The organism is Nostoc sp. NMS9 (assembly GCF_017114995.1).
Lineage (GTDB): Bacteria > Cyanobacteriota > Cyanobacteriia > Cyanobacteriales > Nostocaceae > Nostoc.
In genome coordinates this window covers 23,631-50,191 of sequence record NZ_JABXKL010000066.1, presented here as the reverse complement: position 1 = coordinate 50,191, position 26,561 = coordinate 23,631, and the positions used below count along the sequence as shown (strand labels likewise).

Genomic DNA, 26,561 nt, shown 5'->3' with positions numbered 1-26,561 from the left:
TGTATGGCTATTTTTGGAGACTATCAAGTTTAGCTAAGGGTTTTTTGTAAATTCTTTTTAAGAAAGTATCGACGATGACCTGGAGGAAAATCCGCTAACTCTCCAAAAACTTCATACCCCAAGTGCTGATAAAATTCAGGAGCTTGGAAGCTGTAAGTAAAAACATATACGTTTAAGCAGCCACGATTAACAGCTTCTTGCTCTGCTACCAAAAGTAGTGCTTTTGCATATCCATTACCTCTTAACTCCTCTGCAATCCAGAGAGTACCGATATGAAGCCATCCCAAGCCGATAAAACCTTCCAAGCCACCCACTACATTTTCTTCTGAATCACAAAGCGATAGAAACAGTGGCGTATATTGGTAATCTCCAATCTTACTTAGATTAAATTTATGAAGTTGCTTATCTACAAAATCAACTTGTTTGGAGTCTGGCTGAATTTCAATTGATATTTTGTACTCAGGCATCATTGCAAAGTACCGCGTTTGATTTGTTCGCTTTCAATAGCTTCAAATAAGGCGCGAAAGTTACCTTCACCAAAACCTTGAGCTTGAAAACGGCGTTCAATAAATTCAAAGAAAAATGTCGGCTGTTCAAAAATGGGCTGGGTGAAAATTTGCAGTAGTAGGGGCGCGGTTTGTTTTGTCCCTGTGGGAGTATATTCTTGCCAGTCCACCAGAATTTCCTGTTGAGCGATCGCTTCTAATTCTAAAGGTGATAGTGTAAGTCCTGGTCGCTGTTTTAGTTGCGAGTAATAGGTTTGGGGAACCGAGAGTAAGGATAAACCACTGGCACGAAATTTAGCGATCGCACTCACAAGATTAGTCGTCCGCAAGGCAATATGTTGAATTCCTGGCCCCCGATTGACATCTAGAAATTCCTGAATTTGAGAATTCCTGGAAGCTGGTTCATTAATTGGCAATTGGACGCTACCGTTATGTGAAACCATCACCTGGCTGTGTAAAGCAGAGCGATTGGTTTTAATTTTAAATGCCTGCTGGGGTTGAAAATCTAAGATTTTTTCGTACCAAGCCACAGCACGCTCTAATTCACCAACTGCCACGTTCAGCACTATGTGATCTATAGCGGTAAAAGTGTTGTCATTTGTCATTTGTTCTTTGTTATTTATGTTAGTTACAAATGACGACGGACAAATGACCAATGACCTTTCTATCAACGTATGAGTCAGTCCACCCCAGGCGGCAATTTTGCCACATTTGATGAACGCCGTACCTACCTGGCGTTCCTGGATGGGTTGTAGGATTGTAGCACCGTGTTTTTGAGCTAATGCGATCGCGCCTTCGACATCTTTGACAGCAAAAGCGACATCTGCCACACCAGGTGGATATTGACGCAGAAATTCAGCTACTGGACTTGTCGGCAACAGTGGTGAAGACAGAAAAAAGCAGACATCACCATTTTTCACCACTTCTGTACAAGTGTGAAATGAACTGATGCGATCGGTTACTGCTTGAAAACCAAGATGGCGTACAAACCAATCCCGCCACACTTTGGCGTCTTCTACATAGAAATGAACGTGATCAATTTTCATAGATATTGAAAATCCAGCATAACAGTTTATATATCTGTAAATTTTGCCTTTTTTGCTAGATTTTCACTTCTTTCCTAAGCAAGAATTATGTAAGCGTACTCCCACTTTAAAAGAATAAATGACTATCAGGTTGAATGTTAATTTCCATTGGCACAGCTTGCGGTTCGGCAGAAAGAGCAAAGAAAATCGCATTGGCAGCAGTTTCAGGACTGAGCATTTTTTTTCGGTCGACTTTTAGGTTGACGTTATCCCAAAAAGGAGAATCTACCCCACCAAAGTAGAATAGCGTGAACTTGATACCAAAACGCTTGAGTTCCTCTGCCATGCACTTGCTAAAACCGACAACACCAAACTTAGAAGCAGAATAAGCCGCTGCCATCCCCATCGAATGCTTGCCCAGAATTCCTACCACATTACAGATGTGACCAGACTTGCGCTTTTGCATCTCTTCAGCAGCCGCTTGAGTGGTGTAAAAGCTACCTTTTAAGTTGACATCTAACATCTTGTCTAAATCAGCGGGTTCTAGGCTGTTGTAGGGCTTGAGTATACCAGCACCAGCTGCATTCACTAAAATATCAATTTGACCAAACTCAGCGATGGTCTTTTCTATCAAAGTATCTACCTGTTGGGGGTCAGTAATATCGGTGGGAACAGTCAAAACTTGTCCTGGTAAATCAGCAGCCAATGTGGTTAAACGAACTGTATCTCTCGCAGCCAGTACCAACCGGACTCCGGTAGGTGCAAGTTTTTGTGTTAAAGCTGAACCAATACCACCAGTAGCACCGACAATAAGAACAACTTTATCCTGCATCGTATTATTTACATTTATTTACATCTTTTTACATAATACAGAATTACAGGCTCAGGTTGTAGGTAGACATCTAGAAAGTATCTATTCGGAGAGTAGCGGCATTACCTCATATTCCTTGCCATTCATTTTTAATCTAAATGTGGGAGATGATTCTAGATATTTGGTAAAATTGGAACCTAACTTTAATTTTTTAATAATTGAATTAGGAGATTCTCCGGTTATTTTACGTAACTCTGAACCTAGTTTAGACACAGATAATTTAGTTTTGGGAGATTTTATTTGTATATCTTGAATAATTTTTAATAGTAATTTATCTAATGTTTTTTCATTAGGGATTTCCGTAGAATCTTCTTCTTGAAGAGATTGTACAGATAAATTATCTATAATAGGTATAATTTCCTCCATTTGTGGTTGCTTAAGATTAGATTTATTATTGATATTGGATCTTTCTTGAAATAAAGTCGCAATTTTTGCTAAACTGTGTAATCGAGTATTGATAGAATCTTGTTCGTTTTTAATTAAATCTTGAATTTGCTCAACCACTTTTTGCAAGGATGGCACTTCTGTTGCCATTGCTAAAGAATAATGAGTTAATTTGCCAGTATTCCGGTTTTCTATATGCAAAGTTTGCCCTTGTCTACGTACCCAATAGACAATTAATCCTTGGTTTTGGAGTTCGTTGCAAAGGTGAATTAAAATTCCATCACTAGAACAGACTAATATTTCTTGAACTGTTGGATAAGAGCGTAAAACACAAGCACCGAAAGCGATCATTTTTGCATCAGCACTATCCTTACCCTCTGGCACATGGACAAGTTGATAGCCACGGTTATATAGTTCAATATCTTGCTTTCCAATACTTGGATTTTTCCAGTTAGCAAATGCGATTTTAAAGTGGAGAGGATACTTGCAGACACTAGCTAAAAATAATTCTGAATTAACATCTAGTTTTAAGTTTTCTGCATCCAAAAGTAGAAGTGATATTCCTGTTTCTAATTGATGTTTTGTTTCAGTTTTTTGTTGAATTTTTTGGATAAATTGGCTGAAAGCAGCAGATTCTAACCAACCAGGTGATAATATCGTTTGCAGCAGTTGTTCAGCTAATGTCAAACTAAAAGAGCCAAGACTTTTCTCTGTGATTTTTTCTTCTGGCAGGTTTTTTACTAAAGAAATTTCCGTGGCTTCAGGCGTAGAAACTTTAGTATGTCCGTTGCTGTTAGCAAGCAAGTCAGTTTCTAAGGAATGAGAGAATGTAGGCTCAATGAATTGTTTACCACAATTTTTGCAGAGGTAATTCTGCTTGTCATTCCGACGACCATTTTTACGATATGAAGTAGATTCGCACCGGGGACATTTCATTTTGTGATTCAGGTGGTCTAGAGCAAATACTTGTCTTTAAATATATAGGATAAAAAAATACTGTCAATATCAGATTGCGTTGCTCAACACCAGAAAAACTTAAAGCAAGCGGAAATTCAATATTAACCCCTGATTTCCGCTTGCACCATGTAGTAACTCTCTGAATAGCTAGAATTTAAGAAACACTTCAAATGATGCGAGCGAAAACGTAGTCGCGGGTACGAGAATCCACAGGGTTAGTAAAGATTTTATTTGTAGTACCAAATTCAACCATTTGAGTAATCCGATTTTCATTACTATAAAAGAAAGCGGTAAAATCAGATAGGCGAGTAACTTGCTGCATATTGTGAGTAACAATCACAATTGTCAACTCAGAACGCAAGTTATGGATCAAATTCTCAATTTTCATACTACCCATAGGATCGAGACCTGAACAAGGTTCATCCATCAATAAAACGTTAGGTTTGACTGCTAAAGCACGAGCAATACATAATCTTTGCTGTTGACCGCCAGAAAGCTCTAAAGCAGATTTGTGCAGCTTATTTTTCACTTCATCCCAAAGTTCGGCAGCTTTGATGGCAGATTCAACAATTCCATCTAATTCTACTTTCGGATGCCATCCAACTAACTTCACCCCATAAGCAACATTATCGTAAACGCTCATGGGAAAAAGATTTGGCTTGGGAAAAACCATACTAACTTGGCGACGTAAGCGATTGATGTTGACACGACGCTCATAAATACTCTGCCCAAAAAATTCTACTCTTCCTTCAACCCTTACTTCTGCTTCTAATTCACCCATGCGATTTAACGATTTAAGAAAAGTAGACTTCCCACAACCACTAGAACCAATAATTGCCGTGACTTGGTTTTGGTAAATATCCATTGACACGCCTTCAACTATCTTTTGAGTGTCGTAAGAGAAGCTGAAGTTTTTGACTCTGATGGCTGGAATTAGTTTACTCATATTCCCAAAACGTGTGAAACAAAACTTGATTAAGTAAAACAGTACAAATCAGCAATGCTGTTTCACTATGTTACTGCCAAAATGACATATTCATGGAAATTACGTAGTTATATAGCAGTTATACAGCAAATAAAATGTTATTAGATATTTGTATCAAGACTGTGTTCCAAAATGTATCTTTTACAAACCTTTTATACCCATCTTTTGCACCTTGACTTAGAGGTTGTTTGAAAAGTGGTATGTTGTGATTTTAATCGAATTATTACCCCCCTTAATCCCCCCTTATAAAGGGGGGAAATATCCGGTTCTCCCCCTTGCTAAGGGGGAGTTAGAGGGGGTCAGAAAGACTTGTGTGTACACCGAGCTTCTTTGCAGGAGAGAGGAATGGAAGTGAGGTCAGAATATTAAGTTGCACATCGCGTCAAACCTATGAGCGAATGAACATTTGTGTGAAATAGATTGCGCCTTGACTGTTTTTAGCAACACCAATCCCCGTCAGATTATAATTACCTCTGATATTGGCAAGATGCCCTGGACTTCTGAGCCAGCCTTGAACAGCTATTGTGGCAGGATCGCTATATCCCTGGTTGTAAGCGACATTTTCAGCAGCTGATCTGTAAGAAATACGGGTTGCATTAAGACGTTCTGAAAATCCATTATGTCCAAAGGGAACAGTACCATTAGCCATGTTCTGACTATGAATCTTCACTTGATTATCGATGGCAGAATTACGAGTCAGCGCTGGTAGCCCTTGGGAAATTCTGTATTTATTAATTTGGTTAAAAATCGACTGTTCTAGAGCAGCAGTGTCGATGCTATATGCTGCAATTTTAACAGTATTATTTGACACATCTGAAAACATCGGTGTGAAAGCTGGATTTGTCACAGGAGTAGCAATCGCTCCACTACTGAGAGCAACAGTGCCTAAAGCAACGCTGTAAATTATTTGTTTGAGCATTTGTTTACAGTAAAGTTTTAGACAATGTAACCAACGAATATCAATGTGACAAATTGCTTATAGGTCTAAATAGCTCTATTTGTAGGCTTTTTTGCTCAAAAACTACTAGTAAACGTTTAAATTCATGATTTTACAAAAAAATAATACCGTTTAATGACTAATTGTCTTTTACCATTAGTATGATTATTTTTATCCCATATTCCACACTTAGACTGTCACATAGTGTAATTACTATATTTATTTGAATTTACGAGTTCTAAATTATGCTTATTTACCTTCATAAATTCAGCTATTTTACTGTATACAAGTATTTTAAATAGCTTTTTTGTGTCATAAAAACAGTAAAAACCGATTGTGGCAGTCGAAGATGCGGAATGTCGGATAAAAATGGCTGGATTTCTTCAGCAAAATATCTATGTGATTTCAACTAGCTTTTTTTGAGGTTTTCTAACTCTTCCTGTACCACGCGCAACACCCGTGCAATATATTCTGTACGCCACTGTTCCCGTTCCTTGGTTACTTTTACATCCGGCTCGTAAGCTTCAATCTCACTAGCCGATAAAATACCTTTCACCTCTAGCAACCGTTCAATGGTGTCTAGCCGCTCATGCAGCACAGACACCTCACCAGTCAAAGCCATGACGATCGCTAACAATTTATCAGTTTGCGGATTTTCTAAGTAAACAGGTCGTTTACCCTTGGCTATTTTTGTCATCCTAATACCAATTCTCCAAAAATAAGACTAGACATACAAAACGAGGAAAGCCAGATAAAATCTGACTTTCTCAATTACGAATTACGTTAGCGTAGCAGGCCATAGCCCATTACGAATTACGAAATTTTCTCTGCTTACTTAGTTGCAGCAACCATAAACCAAGTGCCTTGGGTGGCTGAGTTCCGATTTTGAAACATAGCATTAGTTTCTTTTGCTTTCCATGCCCCATTGGGGATAAATTTCTCAAATGTCTTATCTGCTGAAAAACCAGCCTCAGTAACTAGCGGCACCAAATCTAAATCGCGTACAGCACTCCAGAAGGGTTCGTTGTTGTTAGCAGTTTCCCAATCATACATAAACTGTGCATAAACATCCATGTGATGATACAGGGGTGCTTCTAGATGAATCATCATGCCACCGGGAGCCAGTAGACGATAAGACTCTTGCATAACTTTACGCACAGATGACGGGGGGATTTCATGCAGCAAAATGTGAGAAACCACTAAGTCAAATGATTCATCAGGAAAGTTAGTATGTTCGGCATTTTGCTGAGAGAAGTGTACCCGTTTTCCCAAGGCTTCGGCTCTTGCATGAGCATAACGCAGTATAGATGCACCTATATCTATGGCATGGACTTCTGCATCTGGGAAACCATCGACATAAGGTAATGTGCTATTGCCAATAGAACATCCCATATCGAGGATTTTTCTGGGTCGAAAGTTGGGAAACTCTGCTAAAAGGTAGTTTTGGACTATAGATAGCCCCATATCATCGTTGAGCGGCCCCAACCAACCGAATCCATAAACGTAAACGCCGCGATCGTAGGTTGCACCGGCGGCGACATCATCGGCAGTGAATTCACTGTGATATCCTCCGGGCATACAGTGAATGTCTACAACCTTTTGATAATTAGGTATTTGAAAATTTGGATCGAGGGTTAAAGTACCCAGTTCACCACCCTTATCTTTGGCACGCTCTATCAACTCTGGCAGTTGTCTGTCAACGTTGGCATTTACAGCATCCCATAACATTTCCTGGTTGATGCGCTTCAGAGCACTAGTCCAGCGGTAATAGGGTTCGTGCTGCATTACTTCCCGAATTTCATAACGATTCTGGGGAGGGCGCTGATGTTCTTGTTCAAACTTCTGCTTGGCTAGTTTTTCATAAACTTCTTTATTACCAGGAAGGATATTCCTGAAAATGTGCATTTTCATAGTTTGCACAAAGTTTTGGCGTGCCAACTCGTCGTGAGTGGGTTGGGGTAACATTGGGTGTTGGAATTGTTGATCCATTATTGTTTTCTCCCAAATATTTTATGTAGATTTACGCTGGATATAATAATTTGGCTACCGTTTGTACATCCTTGTCACCACGTCCAGAGCAGTTAATTATAATCCGAGGACTGCCGGTTAGTTGAGGACAGAGGGTTTCGAGATAAGCGATCGCATGGGCTGTTTCCAATGCCGGGATAATCCCCTCCAATTTCGATAATCGCTGAAATGCCGCCAAAGCTTCTGCATCTGTCACACTATAGTATTCAGCGCGACCAGTATCCTTTAAATAGCTATGTTCTGGCCCCACACCGGGATAATCTAACCCCGCACTAATTGAGTGTGCCTCAATGATTTGCCCATCTTCATCTTGCAGCAGGTAGCTCATGGCTCCGTGCAATACACCAATTCGTCCTTTTGTCAATGTAGCTGCGTGTTTTTCGGTATTGACACCTTCCCCGGCTGCCTCAATCCCAATGAAGCGTATAGAAGACTCATTCATAAACTCATAGAATAGTCCCATCGCATTGGAACCACCACCTACACAAGCCAAGAGAATATCAGGTAATCCACCCCACTTTTCCATTGCTTGGGCGCGGGTTTCTTCGCCGATTACTGCATGGAAATCACGTACCATCATTGGGTAAGGATGAGGCCCTGCTACCGAACCCAGGATGTAGTGAGTAGTTTCCACATTTGTCACCCAATCTCTGATTGCTTCGGAAGTAGCATCCTTCAAAGTTCCGGTTCCCGCGTCCACAGGCCGCACTTCTGCCCCCATCAGCCGCATTCTAAAAACATTCAAAGCTTGGCGTTCCATGTCCTGAACACCCATGTAAATTACACATTCCAGCCCAAAACGAGCGCAAACTGTGGCTGTAGCAACTCCATGTTGTCCAGCACCCGTTTCAGCAATAATCCGCTGCTTACCCATGCGTTTCGCCAACAATACCTGACCAAGGGCATTATTGATTTTGTGAGCGCCAGTATGATTTAAATCTTCACGTTTCAAGTAAATTTGTGGCCCGGTGCGATCGGGTCGGGCATAATGAGCAGTCAGGCGTTCAGCAAAATACAATGGTGTCGCACGTCCTACATAGTCTCGTAACAACTGCTGTAGTTCTGCTTGAAAACCAGGGTCATTGCGGTATTGCTGATAAGCTGTTTCTAATTCAGCCAGGGCAGGCATAAGCGTTTCAGGTACATACTTACCGCCAAAGCGTCCGAAGCGGCCTAGCGTATCTGGAACCTGAGCAGTTGAACTTGGAGATAGGGGAGTGGTAGTCACAAGCTGTTTTTGATGACGGGAATGACTTAATCATTATAGAAAAGTCTGAAGCATATCTGGGGAATGGGGAGGAAGTAGGGGGGCAGGGGAGCAGGGGAGTAGGGGGGAATTTTGGGAGTTGCTAAATCATCCCGTAAATATGCAACGCCTAAAATTCCGCCCCTATTAAGAGTTCCCATACGGCTTGGTTAACCCAACGCAGACTTTAAATCACTTTCCGCTTGTCCTAACGCATCTGGTAATTTACTTGGATCGCGTCCGCCGGCTTGGGCTAAGTTCGGTCTTCCACCACCGCCGCCGCCGCAAATTTTAGCGATCGCACCCACAAATTTACCAGCTTGCAAACCTTTTTTGTTCACTTCTGGACTAAAAGCTGCAACTATACTAACTTTCCCAACTTCTGGAACAGAACCCAGCACTACTGCACCGTTGCCGATTTTTTGCAATAAGCGTTCGGCTGCGGTTTTCAATGATTCTGGATCGACATCTTCTAATTGGGCGACAATAATTTTATGATCGCCTACGGTTTCTGCTGTTTGTAGCAAGCTGTCAGATTTAGCGATCGCTAGCTGTACCTTCAAGGCTTCTAGTTCCTTCTGGCTATTTCTCAGTTCGCTTTGCAGACTTGTGATTCTGTCTGGTAATTCTTCAGGTTTCACTTTAAAGCGATCGCTCAAATCTTTAACTACTTTATCCCGCAGGTTGAGATAATCTAATATTGCTGGCCCCGAAACAGCTTCAATCCGCCGCACCCCAGAAGCTACACCAGCTTCTGAGATAATCTTGAACACGCCAATTTCAGCAGTGTTACTCACATGAGTCCCACCGCATAATTCCATTGATACGCTAGGAAAGTCAATCACGCGCACTTCCTCACCGTATTTTTCCCCGAACATGGCGACAGCACCCCTAGCTTTCGCCTCTGCTAAAGGTAATACTTCCACTTTTGCAGCATGAGCCTCAGCAATCCAAGTGTTCACCTGTTCTTCAACTTGTTGAACTTCTTCTGCTGTCAAAGCGCGGGGACAGTTGAAGTCGAAGCGCAACCTATCAAAGGAAACCAGAGAACCTGCTTGAGATATGCCCTCATCAACAATTTTTTTCAATGCAGCTTGCAATAGGTGCGTTGCGGTATGGTTAGCTTGAGCGCGACGGCGACAAGCCGGATCGATTTGAGCGCTGACGCGATCGCCTACGCGCAGTGTACCGCGTTCGATGCGTCCGAAGTGAACAAAGAAATCTGATTCTTTCTTCACGTCTTCTACCCGAATTACGATACCATCACCAGAGATATAACCGCGATCGCCGATTTGTCCCCCAGATTCTGCATAAAATGGCGTTTTGTCAAGGACAATTTGTACCTCTGTCCCCGCTTCTGCTTCCTCTTGAGAAACACCTTCTACCAAAATCGCTTCAACTTTCGCAGTCGTCGCAGGTTGGGTATAGCCGATAAATTCGGTAGCATGGATGTGTTCTGCTAATTTATCGAGGGAACCTTGTACAGTTAAATCGATGGTTTCATGTGCTGCTTTGGCACGTTCCACCTGTTTTTGCATTTCGATATTGAATCCCGCTTCATCAACTGTCAGATTATTTTCCTCGGCAACTTCTTGAGTAAGTTCCAGGGGAAATCCGTAGGTGTCATAGAGGGTAAATGCACTTTCACCGCTAATTTGAGTTTCCCCTCGCTGTTTCACCTCTTGAATGATTTCTTCTAGGAGTTTTTCGCCTCTATCCAGAGTTCTGAGGAAATTAGATTCTTCCCGTTGCAACTCAGCTTTAATTGCTGCTTCCCGTTGGCGCACATTAGGGTAAGCTGATTCCGAAAGAGCGATCGCAGTTTCAGCAACTTGGGTAGTAAATTCGCCAGAAATCCCAATTAATCGCCCATGACGCACCACGCGCCGAATTAATCGCCGCAGCACATAACCGCGTCCGACGTTGGAAGCGCGAATTTCATCAGCAATCATGTGGATGACAGCCCGAATATGATCGCCAATGACTTTTAGGGAAGTTTTGGTTTTTTCATCACTGCTGTGGTAATCAACACCAGCAATTTTCCCTGCTGTTTGAATAATTGGGAAAATCAGGTCAGTTTCGTAGTTATTAGGCACTTTTTGGAGAATTTGCGCCATTCTATCCAAACCCATGCCGGTGTCGATGTTCTTATTTTGCAGTGGCGTTAAATTGCCTGACGCATCCCGGTTATATTGCATGAAGACGAGGTTGTAAAACTCGATGAACCGAGAATCGTCTTCTAAATCTATATTTTCGTCACCCCGTTCTGGATGGAAGTCATAATAAATTTCGGAACAAGGACCACAAGGGCCAGTTGGACCAGATACCCAAAAGTTATCATCTTCGCCCAAGCGTTTAATTCTCGCTACCGGCACACCGATTTGATCGCGCCAAATTCCAAAGGCTTCATCATCATCTTCAAAAACGCTGACGACAAGATTTTGAGGGGAGAAGCCAAAGACTTGTGTGGAGATTTCCCAACCCCAAGCGATCGCTTGTTCTTTAAAATAATCACCAAAGCTGAAATTGCCCAGCATCTCAAAAAAGGTGTGATGCCGTTTGGTGCGTCCGACATTCTCAATGTCGTTGGTGCGGATACACTTTTGCGAAGTCGTAGCCCTTTTAAATTCTGGTGTGCGCTGCCCTAAGAATATTGGCTTAAATGGTAGCATCCCCGCGATCGTCAGCAGTACAGTTGGGTCTTCTGGCACGAGGGAGGCACTTGGGAGAATTTGGTGTTCCCGTTGAGCAAAGAAGTCGAGAAATATGTTGCGAATTTCGTTACCGCTTAGGTACTGGGGATTTGAAGACATAGGTGTTTTTTACTTTAGACTTTAGACTTAGGCGTAGCGGCACTAGGTAGGTGTATTTTCATAAATAGCTTTATATATTCTTGCATTTTGTTTCATATTACTGCCAGCGAATTCTGCCATTGGGTGAGATATATGCAGTTACTAGGATGCTTTTACGCTACTAGCTGACTTTGGCAGGATGTGCATAGGCGTAGCCCGTCGTAGACATCGCATTTCGATGCTTAAAATTAATCATTAAGAAATACTTTAAAATTTCCATAATGAGGTAACAAATGGCACTAAAACTGAAAGTATCAAATATTGCTTTTGAGGGATGTGCAGAAATAATTACTGAGTCTATCTACGTTATGGAACCTGAGGTCAAAGTGGATGTTGATATTAACGCTAAAACTGTCACGGTGGAGTTTGAAGCTTCTGAGTAGTCAATCAAACAGGTAATTGTTGCTGCTGGTTACGCTGTAGAAGGTTATCGATCGGATTCCAGCTTTTCACAGAAGAAGTTTAGACTTTAATATCTTAGGCGACGCTAACAAATTTTTTTATATTTTCCGCCTGTAGAAGGCCGGAATAGAAATAACTTCCCCAAATTAGTGGCAGGTTTTGACATAATTTTTTTATTTAGCTTTATTTTCTAAATTTATGATGTTACAGCAAATAAAAAAGACGTGAATTAAGTAAATAGGCAAATCTAAATAAAATGTCGGCACAAATATTTTATTTCTCCTGTTAACGCATTGTTTTTTTGGGTTAAATTTTACTTAAATTATAAATTTTTACCCGACAACTTCTGTCTTTATTTAGATGGGAGGTAAGCCCCAAAAAGCTACTGTACATAGCAGGAGATAGTTTTGCTATATATATTATATATATTTTAAACACTTTGTTAAGATGTGATCTAAGCCTAGCTTATAAAGAAAAAGGCTAAAAAACTTTATGGAAAATAATATTTTGAATTGCATAATAAAATTTCAGATTTGATAATTCAATTAAAAAACTTTATATTTTCTTTGTTTTTCTACTTGGGAATAAATTTATCTACCTAATGCAATGGTTATTACAAACTATTTATTTCGGTAATTCCATCATGGAAATAGTACTTAAGAATCCACCACAATAGTTTTTATACATTTAAATAATATTCCGTATTTTTACTGTTTTAAAAATAACCTGTAAAGAAGACATTAGTTGTTAGAAATGAATATTTCCGAAACGGTAGTAGTAAATCTAAAATCTTAAAATGAGATTAAATTTGGAAGTTCACTATCTAATCGATGCTCAAAAAACAAGATGTAAAAAAATATAATTTAGCCTAGAACATCATATTTAGTATTAGACACAAGAGCAGTAGTGACCCAAGTGAATTTATTTAAAATTTAAATAGGATAAAAAATAAAGCAATGAATATTTCTATTCTGATCTTTGGAAAAAATAATTTTATCGCCACACTTCCAGATCAGATCCGTTATGCGACTGCTTTTAGTGTAGAAGTTATAGACAATTTGGATCGAGCAGTGTCGCGGATTAAAACAACACCCCCCGATATAATCCTGGTGCAGGCTAGCCTGGATAGTAGTATGGAACTCTGCGGTTGGTTGAAAGATCAGACAAAACTATCGTGGATATATTGTATTCTTTTCGAGGATCGTTCCCAGCAACTTACTGATAGAAATAAGTATGGTTGGCACAGGGAATTGGAGATGAGTGCTGCGGCCCTAAAGCAAGGAGCCGATGCATATATTTGGCATCTTATTGAAGAAAAAACAGACTATAGCTTGGCAGAGTTGACTGCCAATCATGGACTAATACTTGCTCAATTGACAGTTGGTTTGCGGAAAGCACAAAAATACCGAGATTTGATTCGGACAAATGATATGTTATCTGCGATCGCCTTAGCAGATTCGTTGACAGAATTAAATAATCGTCGTGCTTTAGAATGGGACTTGCCCAGACAAATTCAAAGAGCCAGGACTCAAAAAACTTCCCTGAGTTTGATTATTCTGGATGTAGATCATTTTAAGAAAGTTAACGATACTCACGGGCATTTAGTAGGCGATCGCATTTTGCAAGTATTATGTCAGCGTTTGCGCCACAATCTGCGCTGTCAAGATACAGCATTCCGCTATGGTGGCGAAGAATTTGTAATTCTTCTAGCTAACACTACTGATGAGGAAGCACTACTAGTAGCCCGTCGTCTCAATCGTGTAGTCAGCGACGAACCATTTGCACTCAACAATAAACTGACAATTAATATCACCATTAGTTTGGGTACAGCCTCTCTGCAACCTGAGGATGATGAAAAAGGAGAGAGTCTGCTGCATCGTGCCGATCAATGTTTGTTACAGGCTAAAACTTCTGGGCGTAATCGGGTGATTAACTCCAGCTACCTATCTCATCATGGCTCACATTTGAAAGTTGTTTCTTCGTGAAAGTCCGGGGCATACGTGTCAATTTAAGCTAAAACTCCTTTAAAACCTGGCTAATAATAGTGCAATCACCTGTTGTCCTAAAAAGGCTCAGATTTAGTATTAAAAATTACAATGCTTCAATCTAATTTTTATAGAATTCCTTGAAATAAGCAATTTTAGATGTTGAATTCAAGGATGAGTCGCTAAAATCTATACATTCGATCAAGTATTTCCATTGCCAGATGACAACTCCAATACCTTACTACATCTCTCGCAAACAGGCTCATGACTTTTTAACTAAGTTTGCCAAAGCACTGGTATCTCCAGAATCTACCCCACTGCTGTTTCAGGTTTATGGGATCGGAGGAGTTGGTAAAACTACCCTCACCACAAAACTGAAAGAGACGCACGATTTGCAAGCTGACTTTGCAGAGGTGTCCTTTGGCCTTACACCAGGTATTGAAACGCCACTGAAGCTTATGGAAAAGCTTTATGAGCTATTACCAAAACCTACCGGACTCTGGCGAAGGGATTTATTACCTAAACCCGACCCTTTTACATCACTTTATGAGCAGTATCAGGAAACTGTTTACAAGCTGAAAACTGAACCTGTACAAGGTAAATCAGTTGATACAGAGCAACAAAATACAGTTAAGGATTGGTTTGAACTAGGAACAGCCACACTGCTAGCCACAGGTGCAGGCTATTTGGGAGATCATGGAACAGCATTGAGTTTAGGTTTGGATGCTACGGTCAAGGCTGGGGGAATGTTATCAGATGCATCACAGGCACTCAAACCGACGAAAGAGCGTATACAAGAACTACTGCAACAGCATCCAGCAACGAAGAACGACAAACAGCTTCAGGAGTTGATGCTGGAACCAATACCCAAGTTGACTCATGCATTTGCTCAAGGGTTAATCCAGAAAACTCAAAAACACAAGCGCTCGATTGTACTGGTTCTAGATACCTATGAAAAGGCATCGTCAGATATTGACACTTGGCTGTGGCAGTATTTGTTAGAAGATACACCCCTTAAGTCTTATGGTGTACGTATTTTGGTGGCAGGACGACGTTCTTTATTAGAAAAAGAAAGTTGGCGGAAGTTGCAACAGGATCGGGATGTAATCTATGAACAACGGCTAGATGAATTCAACAAAGAACAAACTAAGGAATATCTTCAGCATATTGGCTTTACTAAATCTGGAGATATTCAGAAAATATATAAAGCTACTCAAGGCTTACCCTACTATCTCAACTGGATTAGACGAGAGAAGGAAGCAGGTAGAGATATTGACGACTTTTCCCGTGGTAACAAAGCAATCACTGATCTGCTACTGCAAGGACTAAATGCAAATCAAAAACAGATAGTACAATTAGCTGCTTGTTGTCGTTGGTTTGATCGATCGTTGATTCAGTACTTGATGCAAAAGCAAGGAATAGATTTTGAAACTGGTGTTCATGCAAGTATCGACTGTTTTGAATGGCTAACAAAGTGCGATTTTGTTGAGTTTGTTCAAGATCACTATCGTCTGGATGATGTGGCTCGTAATGTTTTCCGGTTGTCATTTTGTAATGAGGATAGAACGCGATTTCGTGAAACCCATGAACTGCTAGCCACATATTTTGAGCAACAAGCAAACCAAGAAGTTGCTCCAGATAGCCCTGATCCAGAAAAATACGATAATTATCATTGGCGTCAATACACTGCTGAATTTCTCTATCATGCTCTCTTTGGGAGAAGAGATGAGGGTCAGCGTCAATTTCTTTCCCATTTCTTTGCTTCTCGCTATCTTAAACAACTTGAAGTAGTAATGATTCCTTTCGCCGCAGTTGTCGCAGAAGCAGCAGTAGAGAATTATCGCCTCTTGCCTGATTCAACTAATAAGTTTCTGAAAAGCATAAAATTGGGCTTTTTCTTTAGTTGGATGATGTTAACAGAAAATCCAGCTAAATATGAAATTAACTACGAGAATCTGATTGGCCCCTCCAAAGAAGAAATAGAAGCAGCATTACGACCTTGTTTTACTCAAGTTGACTTTTTGGAAGATGGACTGGGTAAATATACAGGGCTGTTGTCCAAATCCTTACGCAGTCAACCAAATCAGCTTGCTGATTTGCTACAGAAGGCAGCAGAGCAGGCTGAAAAAATTGCAAATAATAGTTATCCTATTTATGCTGAATTCAGCAGTAGTCTATTTTTAAATTTAGGTGATCAGCAGGATAATCTAGATCGTTATGAAGAAGCGCTCGTGAGTTATAACAAAGCCTTAATAATTCAAGATGATAATCCCATAATTTATTACTGCCAGGGCAATGTCTTGGGAAAATTAGGTCGTTATGAAGAGGCGCTCAATAGCTACGATAAAGCCTTGCAAATTAAACATGACTATGGCGAGGCTTGGAACAACCGAGGCTCAGTACTGGCAGGATTAGAGCGTTATCAAGAAGCACTTGCTAGTTTCAATGAAGCTTTAGCAATTAAAGATGATGACCTGAATGTATTAAGAAATATAGCTGTTACACTGATGTACTTACATTTTTATAAAGAGGTAATTCCTATCTGTGATCGGGTTTTAAAAATTCAACCCAATGCTCCTGAGATGTTGAGCAACAAGGGTTTGATGTTGAGTTTATTGGGGCGTTATGATGAAGCATTGGCTAACCTCAATGAAGCTATGAAACTTCAACCAGAACATCCACTTTGGTGGGCTAACCAGGGCATTATCTTAGCTCGTGCAGGGCGTTACCAAGATTCACTCGTTAGTTGCGAAAAAGCTTTAGAACTACAAGCTAATGATGAGAGTGGCTATTATGGCAAAGCTTGCTATTTCGCCTTACAAAATGATGTTTATTTAGCTATTGAGAACCTGCAACAAGCAATTAATATCAATCCCTCTCGATGCCGTATAGAAGCAAAAACAAACCCTGATTTTGATAGTATTCGGGATGATGCAAGGTTTCAATTATTGCTGCAACGTTAAATGAGCAGGTGATATTAAGGAGCAAGCGACTCAAAATAAAAAAGATCCAATTTGTAGTAGTGTGGCACAGCTAAAATGTATGGTGTCACTCAAAAGAGACTTATGACCTTAACCCTGAACTTGCCACCAGAATTAGAACAGTATCTTGCACAACAAGCTAAACAGCAAGGGCTTTCTGTTGAAACATATACTTTGCAGATTTTGCAAGAATATATTCTGCCAAAAGAGAAACAGTCTAAGTTGATAAATGTGCTTCAGTCTTGGATTGATAAAGGTGACGCTAATGAGCAGCAAGAAACAGGAGAGTACTTAATTCACGCCTTAGATGAGGATCGTTTATCTAATCGTAAATTATTCCCTATTGAGTTAAAAGGTATAACTTGGTGAGTCAGGTTATTCTGTTAGATTCAGGGCCACTAGGTTTAGTCACAAATCCCAAGTTGTCTGCTGAAAGCCTTGCTTGTACTCAATGGCTGCAACTACTAGTTTCCTCTGGCAGTCGAGTTATAATTCCTGAAATCGCCGATTATGAAGTGAGGCGAGAATTATTACGGGCAAACAAAGTTAAAGGTATTACTCGTTTAGATGAGTTAAATCAACTTTTAGAATATCTACCCATCACAACAGCTGCAATGCGTCAAGCTGCATTCTTCTGGGCACAAGCTCGTCAACAAGGACAACCAACAGCTGGTGATAAGACGATTGACGGTGACATAATTTTAGTAGCCCAAGCTGTAACTATTATCGGTGCAGATGTTGCGTAGCTTGCCGCCGTAGGCATCGCAACAACTAATGTTGGTCATTTATCAAGGTTTGTTGCAGCCGATTTGTGGCAAAACATTCAAACAAGTTAAGTGAAACCCAACATTATATTAGGTTAACGCTGGGTTTCACAGAATTTAACTACCTTGATTAGGCGGTATTTGTTCAGGTGGCGTTTCTGCTGGGGGAGCGAGTACCGCATCCGGCGCAATTTCTTCTACGGGAATCGGTTGCTTATCCTCAATCTCAAAATCTGGTTGCGCTGCTTCCACCAATTCAGGAGATGGGGGATGTGGAGGAATCGCTTCCGGTACACTCTCGGTTTTTGCTTTGGTGTCGGTAGTAACTGTCTCCTCTGCTGGTTGTTCTGGTATGACAATAGTTTTGTCAATAATCTCAATAGCAGGTTTCTCTGACAGTACAGAAGTAATATCTTCAGGTTTGGGGGTTGTGGGTGTTTTTTTACTCACAGTCTGTTGCACTTTGTCTTTTGCGCCACTGAAGGTACTACCAAGACCTTTTTGCAACTGGACCAGCCGTTCCTGAAGGGACAACTTATTCACCTGTTCTTGAATGCCAGTTTTTACCGTCTCAGCACTGGGTACTTGGGTTTGTTGTGCCTGTGGAGTCAATTGCCGACGTAATGATAGAGTTTGCCAGCCAAACCAGACCAAAAGAGCCACACTAGCCACATGACCCAGCAACAAACCTCCAGTAATGCGTGGCGCAAACACCCATAAAACTAAAGCGTAGAATAATCCTACGCCACTCCAGATAAAGTCATTCTTGCGGTGGATTTCTGGAAAAAAGAAAGCTGCTATGTAAATGGCTAAACTACCAAGACCCACTACCAAAGCTAGGACAAATGCCAGCATTATTTGGTTACTCCTTACTGCGTCCTTTGATTATTTCAATTTTGCAAATTTTGCAAGTCAATTGTTGATTTAGATACAATTTAAAATTAATTATCCATGTTAGTTGTGGATTTTTGTCGTTTATATCAAGTCTTAAGGTCTTCTTTAGGGGAGAAGGGAAAATATCGGACTACCCTTAAGGTAAAAGGATCTGCAAGAGTTAGCCAGAAATTTTTTATGACACTACAAAGCTTTGGTGTGATTGGATTAGCCGTTATGGGTGAGAACATCGCTCTAAACGTGGAGCGCAATGGCTTCCCAATTGCAGTTTACAACCGCTCCCGAGAAAAAACGGATGCGTTTATGGCGCAGCGTGCGCCAGGACGGAACGTCAAAGCCGCCTTTACTCTAGAAGAATTCGTTGCCTTATTGGAACGTCCCCGCAAAATTCTAGTAATGGTGCAAGCTGGTAAGCCAGTGGATGCGGTGATTGCTCAACTCAAACCCTTGTTAAACGAAGGCGATATCATTATCGACGGTGGCAACTCTTGGTTTGAAGATACAGAACGACGCACTCAGGAACTAGAACCGGCTGGACTTCGGTTTATTGGGATGGGTGTCAGCGGTGGTGAAGAAGGTGCGCTAAATGGGCCTTCACTCATGCCAGGAGGTACAGAAAGCTCCTACGAGTATCTATCGCCAATTTTTAATAAAATTGCTGCCCAAGTTGACGATGGCCCTTGCGTAACCTATTGCGGTCCTGGTGGCGCCGGTCACTACGTCAAAATGGTACACAACGGCATTGAGTACGGCGATATGCAGCTGATTGCTGAAGCCTACGACTTGCTGAAAAATGTTGCTGGACTAGACCATAATCAGCTACACGAAGTTTTTACCGAGTGGAACACCACCGATGAACTCAATTCGTTTTTGATTGAAATTACAGCTAAGATTTTCCCCTACATTGACCCAGAAACAAATCTACCCTTAGTCGATTTGATTGTTGATGCCGCAGGGCAAAAGGGAACCGGACGCTGGACAGTGCAGACTGCAATGGATTTGGGAGTTGCTGTACCAACAATGATTGCAGCGGTGAACGCCCGGATTATGTCTTCTTTCAAAAAAGAACGGGTAGCAGCATCTAAGATACTTACAGGCCCTTCTGGCAAGTATGAGGGAGATACCAAAGCCTTTATCAATATGGTGCGGGATGCCCTCTATTGCTCGAAAATCTGTTCTTATGCTCAGGGCATGGCACTGCTAGCTACAGCTTCAAAAACCTATAATTTTAACTTAAATTTAGGTGAATTGGCGCGGATTTGGAAGGGTGGCTGTATTATTCGCGCTGGATTTTTGAATAAGATTAAGAACGCATTTAACGAAAATCCAGCGCCACCTAACCTGCTATTAGCCCCGGAATTCAAGCAGACGATTCTCGACAGACAAACAGCTTGGCGTGAAGTGTTGGCAACAGCAGCAAAACTGGGAATTCCAGTACCAGCATTCAGTGCGTCATTAGATTATTTTGACAGCTATCGACGCGATCGCTTGCCCCAAAACCTCACTCAAGCTCAACGCGACTACTTCGGAGCGCACACCTACGAGCGACTTGATAAGCCTGGAGCCTTTCACACCGAATGGACGCCGATTTCTGAAGCATCAGTGCAAACTTCCACACCGGAACCGATGCAAGCTACACAACCAACTACACCTACAAATTAGAGAGTTTTAAATTGTAACTTTTAAAGTGGCTTTTACAGAGCCACTTTTTTTGTTCAATTATTACTGTTAATTGTTAAGCTAATACACATTTAACTTGTATATTTTCATTTTAGAGAAAAAGCATCAATCTTTCTCTCTTTTTCCTCTGCCCCTCTGCTGCCTAAATGTGCTTTCTTAGATGTATAATATTATGTCTTTCTCACCACCTTAATATTAAGAGTTGTTATTACCAAGATATTTAGCTTTTAATTCTTCTAATTCTTCATCTATTTTACTTTTACTAGAAGGCTGAGGTGTGGGGTTTTGTGGCTGTATTTTACTTGGTTGAGGTTTGCTGCTACCCATAAATTGGGTTTTCATTTCTTCTAATTCTCGCTCGAGTTGACTAGGAGATTTCGATACAAAATTGGGTGAAGAATTTGGTGGTGATTGAGGGATAGTTTTTGGTGTAACCGCTGGCTTTGATGCTACTTGCGAGTATTTATTTAAGTCTTTGAGAACTTCGTCTACTGTTTGATAACGCCGAATCGGGATACTTTCTAGCATCTTGTTGAGAATACGGCTCAACTCATTACTGACGGGAGTTTGCAAGTATTGCTGCCATACCCAAGTATCGTTGTTGGTATCATAAGAATCGAAGGGCGATCGCACTGTTAATAAATTAATACAAGTCGCACCTAAACTGTAAATATCGCTAGCAAAAATAGCCCTACCTCTCATTTGTTCAGGGGCAACATATTCTGGACTACCAATACTAGTACCAGTTTTATTTAAGGCAGCGCCAGTGGCAGATTTAGCAGCACCAAAATCTACTAATACTAGTTTGCGTTCGGCATCACTCTCACGAATAATATTTTCTGGCTTAATATCGCGGTGAATTACGTGTTTGGCGTGACAAAATTGCAAAACTGACAATAAATCGTTTAATAGTTGCCAGATTTGTGTTTCACTAAAAGCACCTCTATGTGCCAATTCCTGGGCTAAGTTTTGCCCATCAATAAATTCTTGTACAAGATACTGCCGATTTTCTTGAGTAAAATATGCCAGTAGTTCGGGAATTTGGGGATGTTTGCCCAATTCATCTAACTGCACTGCTTCTTGGTTAAATAACTCTACGGCTTTTGCCAGAGTGTTAGTGCCTTGGGATTGGGGATAAAATTGCTTAATTACGCAGCGTGGTTTTGAGGGTTTATCCTCATCCACAGCTAAAAAGGTTTTGCCAAAACCACCTTGTCCGATTGGTTTGATAGCACGGTAACGTTCTTTGAGGAGTAACTTGGAACCGCAAGTCACGCAAAAATTGACATGATCGGGATTTTCAGGCTTGGGACAATGGGGATTAAGGCAGTAGCTCATACAGGCGATCGCTCTTATATCTCTTTATTTTACTGGCGTTAAGGGTGGAGACTTTTGCGAATCCGTTAAAATATGAGCGATCTCTACGACGGGCTATTCGGCGTCGCACTACTAACTAGTACAGCGCAGCGGAAATCAAGCCACCATTTTAAACAAGCAAAAACCTTGATATACAAACTTTTGACTTTTGACTTCCGCCTTGCGGTACTACCTCATACCTTCCATAACTGGATGGAAGTAGAAGGCGAACCCCAACACTGTATAAGCAGCTAATAACAAAGTGCCTTCCAGCCAATTGGATTTACCATCAGAACTAATACTGTTGGCAATCAAGACTGACACAACCACAGCGACTAATTCAAAGGGTTTGAAATCCAAATCCATTGGTTGACCCAATACCCGTCCTGCTATAACTAACACGGGTGCAACAAATAGGGCAATCTGCATACTTGATCCCACAGCTACCGAAAGGGAAAGATCCATCTTATCTTTCATTGCCACGGTGACTGCTGTAGCGTGTTCAGCCGCGTTACCGACGATGGGAACTAATATCACCCCTGTAAACAGCGCCGTCAAACCTAGCTGAGATGTGGCCACTTCCAGAGAATCTACTAGCATTTCTGACTCAATTGCCACTAGCAAGGTACATACTAGCAACACGCCCACCCACAACATCATATTTGGTTTCGCGTGAGGGGTTTCCTCTTCTTCTGTCTCCGCTACACCCACATCATACAAATAGGAGTGGGTTTTCATCGAAAATAGCAGCGTTAGGGCGTAAACCAAGATTAAGACTACGGCAACAGCAATAGAAAGATTTTGCAGTGTTTCTTCGTTAATTCCTTGAGAAGTATAATTCATCGCCGTTGGCATCAAAATGGCAATCACTGCCAAATTCATCGAAGCAGCATTTACCCGCGCCACAATTGGCTGAAATGTCTGTTCTTTGTAGCGCAGTCCTCCCAAAAGCATGGAAAAACCCATCACCAGTAGTAAGTTGCTAATAATCGATCCTGTGATACTAGCTTTGACTACATCGATTAACCCAGCGTTCAACGCTACTAGGGCGATGATTAATTCTGTAGCATTGCCAAAGGTAGCGTTTAATAAGCCCCCCAGCGATGGCCCAACTACGACAGCAATTTCTTCTGTAGCTGTACCCATCCAAGCTGCTAAGGGCAGAATTGCTAATCCAGCTGTGATGAAAACTATCAATTCTCCCCACTCTAGAAAATGGGCTGCTACAGAAACCGGGATGAACAGTAGTAAAACGAAAAGAATAATGTTTTTGGTTGACATTTGTTGTCTTAAGTTGAGGGTATCATTCACAGCGAGCAATCCTAAGTTTTCAATTTGGAGTGTTGAATTAACTAATCACTTTCACTCAACACTCCGATATGGTACTCTCAACCATCTGTAGACCAATTCAGAGATTGTACTGTTTTCCGTTTGCCACTGTGGATATTGTGTAAAATAAAATTGCGATATAATGAGTTTTCGTAATCTTTTGTTGCAAAAGTATGAATGTGAGCCAAAGTTTTACACCAGAAATAGGGTTTAATGTATTAAAAGACAATTAAAATTTTGATTGGCGCCCAAGAAGAGAAAATCCCTAACTAAGGCTTTGTTCAATGGCTAATTATTTTAAGCCTTCAGGGAAAGGGCTGTGCGATAACGCAGATTTCCCACTACAATAAAACCGCTTTGTCAAAAATTTAGTTGGGTTTCATAGTTGTTGTTTATACCGGATTTTGTGTTCAACCTATTGGAGAAAGGTTTATGCACAATGTTTTCGGTGCAAATGCAAGTTTTTTGTTTTGGATAAATATACATGACTTCTGCTGCCCAAATGCCAGCTAGCTCTGGCTCAACGTTAACATTACATTCAGATCCCAATAACACCAAAGAAACCGATCCCCTGAGAAAGGCTAGTGGTGTTTATGTGACGGTGCATGGTCATTTTTACCAGCCACCAAGGGAAAACCCTTATCTGGACGCAATTGAACGCCAACCGAGCGCTGCACCTTTCCATGATTGGAATGAGCGGATTCATTGGGAATGCTATCGTCCAAATGCCTTTGCCAGAGTCTTAAATGACCAAGGCGAAGTGGTGGGGATCGTCAATAATTACGAGTATTTCAGTTTTAATATTGGCCCAACGCTGATGTCGTGGCTAGAACGCTACGATGTGGAAGTTTATCAGCGGATTTTAGAGGCGGATGCCAAGAGTAGCCAACGCTTGCATGGTCACGGCAATGCGATCGCGCAAGTATACAATCACATCATCATGCCTCTGGCGAACGAGCGCGACAAATATACCCAAATTCGCTGGGGTAAAGAAGACTTCCGCTCCCGCTTTGGACGTGATCCCGAAGGGATGTGGCTAGCAGAAACTGCTGTAGACTACGCCACCCTAGAAGCTCTTGTTGCTGAGGGTATTCGCTTCATTGTCCTGGCACCGTCTCAAGCACTGCGTTGCCGTCCCCTCCCCACTGAAGCTCATCCCCATCCGGAATGGATCGAAGTCGGTGGTAGTCAGATTGATTCCACCCGTCCTTACCGTTGTTATTTGCAGCCCACACTAGACACTTCATCTTCACCTCTGAGTGCGATCGCTACAAGCCCTAAAGATGGTAGTACAGAAGAATTACCCTACATTGATATCTTCTTCTACGATGGGCCGATATCGCGGGATATGGGTTTTAGTGATGTCGTTTATAATTCGAGTCACTTTGCCGGACGTATCGGTTCGGCAGTGCGTGGGGATCATCGTCTGGCACAGTTGATTTCGGTGGCGACGGATGGGGAAACCTTTGGACATCACAAAAAGGGAACAGAGAAAACTTTAGCCTACGCCTTTACCAAAGAGTTTCCTCAACAGGGTTGGACGGTGACGAACTTCGCCCACTATCTCAGCTTAAATTCTCCTGGTTGGGAAGTGGAATTAAAATCAGTCACAGCCTGGAGTTGCGCCCACGGTGTCGGCAGATGGGAGGATGACTGTGGTTGCGGTGGGGAAGGCTCAGTTTGGCATCAGAAATGGCGTCGTCCTTTGCGGGATGCCCTAAATTGGCTCCGGGATCAGCTAACTGAGGTATATGAAGAACATGGTAGACAGTTATTTCGCGATCCCTGGCTAGCGCGGGATGAATATATCCGAGTAATGCGCGATCGCTCTGCTACCAATGTCAACCGTTTCCTCGCCCGTCATCAAACCCACAAACTAACCGCAGCCGAACAAGTAGACGCTTTGCGCCTGTTAGAAATGCAGCGTCACGCTTTGTTGATGTTTACTAGTTGCGGTTGGTTTTTTGAAGAAATTTCTCGTCCAGAGGGGACACAAATTCTGCGCTACGCCGCCCGTGCTTTAGAATTGGCAGGGGAAGTGGCAGGTGTGCAGTTAGAAAAAGGCTTCGTCAAACGTCTTGGTTTAGCCCCCAGTAATGTGGATGACTTCAAACACGGTGCGGAAATTTATCGGCAACTCGTGTTAACTGCCCAACTTGGCTTTAAGCAAGTTGCAGCCCATTACGCCATTACTTCCCTGTTTACCAATCAGAAACCAGCAGAGACACACAATTCCCTACCAAGAAAAGATGCTGCTGACAAACAGTCTCAGCGTTACCATAAGCGGGTTTATTGCTACGCTGCCAATGAGCTAGATTACCAACTGCAACGCATGGGATCGCTAACTCTGGCTGTGGGAAATTTAAAGCTGGTATCAGAGATAACTTGGGAAAGTGAGCATTTGGTATTTGCAGTTTTGCATTTGGGAGGCTGGGATTTTCACTGCTGCATTCAGCAATTTACTGGACGGCGTAACTACAGCCAATTAAAAGAAAAGCTGTTTGGCGCACTAAAACAAGCTAGTGCGGCTCATACTATTTCGGCGATGACACAGCTATTTGGAGAAGAAGCTTTCAGCTTGCAAAATCTATTTGCTGAAGAACGTCACCGAATTATGGGGCTGCTGAGTCAGGAAACACTGGCACGTTTAGGGCAGCTGTATACCCAAGCCTACCGCGATAATTATGGTGTGCTGATGGCGTTTCATCGAGATGAAATCGCAGTACCGCAAGAATTGCAGGTAGCAGCAGATATTGCTTTAGGGCATCGCTGTCTGATGACATTGCGATCGCTTGAGCAAGAAATTGCCGATCCCCAAAAGAGTTGGAATCACATCTTAGAATTAGAGGCGATCGCTACTGAAGCAAAACATCTGCGTTGTCGGCTGAATATTCCCGACGGTAAGCAGATGTTAGAACAGTTAATTGCGCGATCGCTCTGGCAATTGCTGCACGATGCCAATGGTAGTTTTAATGCAGATATCCAACTATTGGAGCGATTGATTGATGTCGGGGATCAACTAAATATTGATATTTCCCTACAGCGATCGCAAGAACTATATTTTAGTTGTCTGCAAAGTCAGATAGCACCAGTGTGTATCACTAGCCTTGCTAATGAAGGAGATAATCAGTGTCTTCAGTTGCTCAAGTTGGGTAAAAAATTAGCTGTTGATGTCAGCTCGATCTCAAATCAGTTGAGATAGATGTAGGAACTCATATTATGTCCGCTTGATTACTTATTAATCCCGGAGAACCCCAGCCCGCCAAAGCTACGCTTTGTCTCCCCTCCCCGCTTGCGGGGAGGGGTTAGGGGTGGGGTTCTTTTATTATGGGTAATTAGCCGGACTTGATATCATAGGGGTACATTAGTATCAACTTAA

At 41.7% G+C, this 26,561-nt stretch carries 19 protein-coding genes and 2 pseudogenes; 7 read left to right on the top strand and 14 right to left on the bottom strand.

Translation table 11 applies throughout. The features are described from left to right. Window positions 1–29: 29 nt before the first annotated feature. The 11 genes and pseudogenes from HWQ40_RS19545 to alaS all read right to left on the bottom strand — a co-directional run bounded on the left by HWQ40_RS19545 (window position 30) and on the right by alaS (window position 11,752). On the bottom strand, window positions 30–470 hold the full coding sequence (locus HWQ40_RS19545; RefSeq protein WP_292780621.1) for an N-acetyltransferase: 441 nt from the start codon (window positions 468–470) through the stop codon (window positions 30–32). Further along, window positions 467–1,552 (bottom strand): 4-hydroxyphenylpyruvate dioxygenase, encoded by a 1,086-nt coding sequence (gene hppD, locus HWQ40_RS19540; protein WP_292780618.1) that lies wholly within the window; start codon window positions 1,550–1,552, stop codon window positions 467–469. The genes HWQ40_RS19545 and hppD overlap by 4 nt, the downstream gene beginning before the upstream one ends. 106 nt (window positions 1,553–1,658) lie before the next feature. Further along, window positions 1,659–2,363 (bottom strand): SDR family oxidoreductase, encoded by a 705-nt coding sequence (locus tag HWQ40_RS19535; protein ID WP_292780615.1) that lies wholly within the window; start codon window positions 2,361–2,363, stop codon window positions 1,659–1,661. Window positions 2,364–2,444: 81 nt separating this feature from the next. Continuing rightward, window positions 2,445–3,590: an NYN domain-containing protein gene (locus tag HWQ40_RS19530; RefSeq protein ID WP_292780834.1), complete on the bottom strand. Its 1,146-nt coding sequence runs from the start codon at window positions 3,588–3,590 to the stop codon at window positions 2,445–2,447. 30 nt (window positions 3,591–3,620) lie between these two features. After that, a pseudogene (locus HWQ40_RS19525) lies at window positions 3,621–3,722 on the bottom strand (IS1 family transposase); the annotation flags it as partial. Window positions 3,723–3,909: 187 nt separating this feature from the next. Continuing rightward, entirely contained in the window at window positions 3,910–4,689 is a 780-nt protein-coding gene (locus HWQ40_RS19520; protein WP_292780612.1) for a phosphate ABC transporter ATP-binding protein, read from the bottom strand. Window positions 4,690–5,116: 427 nt separating this feature from the next. Beyond that, window positions 5,117–5,647, bottom strand: coding sequence for a CAP domain-containing protein (locus HWQ40_RS19515; RefSeq protein ID WP_292780609.1), 531 nt, complete (start codon window positions 5,645–5,647; stop codon window positions 5,117–5,119). A 427-nt stretch (window positions 5,648–6,074) separates the two neighbouring features. Then, window positions 6,075–6,362 (bottom strand): hypothetical protein, encoded by a 288-nt coding sequence (locus tag HWQ40_RS19510; RefSeq protein ID WP_292780606.1) that lies wholly within the window; start codon window positions 6,360–6,362, stop codon window positions 6,075–6,077. A gap of 134 nt (window positions 6,363–6,496) precedes the next feature. Continuing rightward, entirely contained in the window at window positions 6,497–7,654 is a 1,158-nt protein-coding gene (locus tag HWQ40_RS19505; RefSeq protein WP_292780604.1) for a class I SAM-dependent methyltransferase, read from the bottom strand. Between the two features lie 31 nt (window positions 7,655–7,685). Next, window positions 7,686–8,921, bottom strand: a complete 1,236-nt coding sequence (gene trpB / locus HWQ40_RS19500; protein WP_292780602.1) for a tryptophan synthase subunit beta — start codon at window positions 8,919–8,921, stop codon at window positions 7,686–7,688. A gap of 188 nt (window positions 8,922–9,109) precedes the next feature. Next, on the bottom strand, window positions 9,110–11,752 hold the full coding sequence (alaS, locus tag HWQ40_RS19495; protein WP_292780600.1) for an alanine--tRNA ligase: 2,643 nt from the start codon (window positions 11,750–11,752) through the stop codon (window positions 9,110–9,112). A gap of 272 nt (window positions 11,753–12,024) precedes the next feature. Here alaS and HWQ40_RS19490 point away from each other — a divergent pair. The 5 genes and pseudogenes from HWQ40_RS19490 to HWQ40_RS19470 all read left to right on the top strand — a co-directional run. Then, window positions 12,025–12,171: pseudogene (locus HWQ40_RS19490) on the top strand (copper chaperone); the annotation flags it as partial. Window positions 12,172–13,149: 978 nt separating this feature from the next. Then, a complete protein-coding gene (locus tag HWQ40_RS19485; protein WP_292780598.1) occupies window positions 13,150–14,178 on the top strand; it encodes a diguanylate cyclase in 1,029 nt (342 codons plus the stop codon). Between the two features lie 221 nt (window positions 14,179–14,399). Then, on the top strand, window positions 14,400–17,141 hold the full coding sequence (locus HWQ40_RS19480; RefSeq protein WP_292780595.1) for a tetratricopeptide repeat protein: 2,742 nt from the start codon (window positions 14,400–14,402) through the stop codon (window positions 17,139–17,141). Between the two features lie 102 nt (window positions 17,142–17,243). After that, window positions 17,244–17,528: a hypothetical protein gene (locus tag HWQ40_RS19475; protein WP_292780592.1), complete on the top strand. Its 285-nt coding sequence runs from the start codon at window positions 17,244–17,246 to the stop codon at window positions 17,526–17,528. Next, entirely contained in the window at window positions 17,525–17,905 is a 381-nt protein-coding gene (locus HWQ40_RS19470) for a nuclease (protein ID WP_366934013.1), read from the top strand. The genes HWQ40_RS19475 and HWQ40_RS19470 overlap by 4 nt, the downstream gene beginning before the upstream one ends. Window positions 17,906–18,040: 135 nt before the next feature. Here HWQ40_RS19470 and HWQ40_RS19465 read toward each other — a convergent pair whose 3' ends face one another. Beyond that, window positions 18,041–18,778 (bottom strand): Ycf66 family protein, encoded by a 738-nt coding sequence (locus HWQ40_RS19465; protein ID WP_292780590.1) that lies wholly within the window; start codon window positions 18,776–18,778, stop codon window positions 18,041–18,043. Window positions 18,779–18,994: 216 nt separating this feature from the next. Between HWQ40_RS19465 and gndA the strand changes: the two genes are divergently transcribed. Next, window positions 18,995–20,479 carry an NADP-dependent phosphogluconate dehydrogenase gene (gene gndA / locus HWQ40_RS19460; RefSeq protein WP_292780587.1) on the top strand — a complete coding sequence of 495 codons (1,485 nt, stop codon included), beginning with the start codon at window positions 18,995–18,997 and terminating at the stop codon, window positions 20,477–20,479. Between the two features lie 213 nt (window positions 20,480–20,692). Here the strand turns inward: gndA and HWQ40_RS19455 are convergent, their stop codons facing one another. Next, the gene (locus tag HWQ40_RS19455) at window positions 20,693–21,835 is read right to left on the bottom strand and encodes a serine/threonine-protein kinase (RefSeq protein WP_292780584.1); all 1,143 of its coding nucleotides are present in this window, start codon (window positions 21,833–21,835) and stop codon (window positions 20,693–20,695) included. Between the two features lie 207 nt (window positions 21,836–22,042). Next, on the bottom strand, window positions 22,043–23,134 hold the full coding sequence (gene cax / locus HWQ40_RS19450) for a calcium/proton exchanger (RefSeq protein WP_292780582.1): 1,092 nt from the start codon (window positions 23,132–23,134) through the stop codon (window positions 22,043–22,045). Window positions 23,135–23,666: 532 nt separating this feature from the next. On the opposite strand from cax, the gene HWQ40_RS19445 reads away from it, so the two are divergent. Then, window positions 23,667–26,384 carry a DUF3536 domain-containing protein gene (locus HWQ40_RS19445; RefSeq protein ID WP_292780579.1) on the top strand — a complete coding sequence of 906 codons (2,718 nt, stop codon included), beginning with the start codon at window positions 23,667–23,669 and terminating at the stop codon, window positions 26,382–26,384. Window positions 26,385–26,561: the final 177 nt, after the last annotated feature.

Coding starts and splice junctions, on each gene's coding strand:
- HWQ40_RS19545 (WP_292780621.1), bottom strand. CDS start 470: ATGATGCCTGAGTACAAAATATCAATTGAAATTCAGCCAGACTCCAAA.
- hppD (WP_292780618.1), bottom strand. CDS start 1,552: ATGAAAATTGATCACGTTCATTTCTATGTAGAAGACGCCAAAGTGTGG.
- HWQ40_RS19535 (WP_292780615.1), bottom strand. CDS start 2,363: ATGCAGGATAAAGTTGTTCTTATTGTCGGTGCTACTGGTGGTATTGGT.
- HWQ40_RS19520 (WP_292780612.1), bottom strand. CDS start 4,689: ATGAGTAAACTAATTCCAGCCATCAGAGTCAAAAACTTCAGCTTCTCT.
- HWQ40_RS19515 (WP_292780609.1), bottom strand. CDS start 5,647: ATGCTCAAACAAATAATTTACAGCGTTGCTTTAGGCACTGTTGCTCTC.
- HWQ40_RS19510 (WP_292780606.1), bottom strand. CDS start 6,362: ATGACAAAAATAGCCAAGGGTAAACGACCTGTTTACTTAGAAAATCCG.
- HWQ40_RS19505 (WP_292780604.1), bottom strand. CDS start 7,654: ATGGATCAACAATTCCAACACCCAATGTTACCCCAACCCACTCACGAC.
- alaS (WP_292780600.1), bottom strand. CDS start 11,752: ATGTCTTCAAATCCCCAGTACCTAAGCGGTAACGAAATTCGCAACATA.
- HWQ40_RS19485 (WP_292780598.1), top strand. CDS start 13,150: ATGAATATTTCTATTCTGATCTTTGGAAAAAATAATTTTATCGCCACA.
- HWQ40_RS19480 (WP_292780595.1), top strand. CDS start 14,400: ATGACAACTCCAATACCTTACTACATCTCTCGCAAACAGGCTCATGAC.
- HWQ40_RS19475 (WP_292780592.1), top strand. CDS start 17,244: ATGACCTTAACCCTGAACTTGCCACCAGAATTAGAACAGTATCTTGCA.
- HWQ40_RS19465 (WP_292780590.1), bottom strand. CDS start 18,778: ATGCTGGCATTTGTCCTAGCTTTGGTAGTGGGTCTTGGTAGTTTAGCC.
- gndA (WP_292780587.1), top strand. CDS start 18,995: ATGACACTACAAAGCTTTGGTGTGATTGGATTAGCCGTTATGGGTGAG.
- HWQ40_RS19455 (WP_292780584.1), bottom strand. CDS start 21,835: ATGAGCTACTGCCTTAATCCCCATTGTCCCAAGCCTGAAAATCCCGAT.
- cax (WP_292780582.1), bottom strand. CDS start 23,134: ATGTCAACCAAAAACATTATTCTTTTCGTTTTACTACTGTTCATCCCG.
- HWQ40_RS19445 (WP_292780579.1), top strand. CDS start 23,667: ATGACTTCTGCTGCCCAAATGCCAGCTAGCTCTGGCTCAACGTTAACA.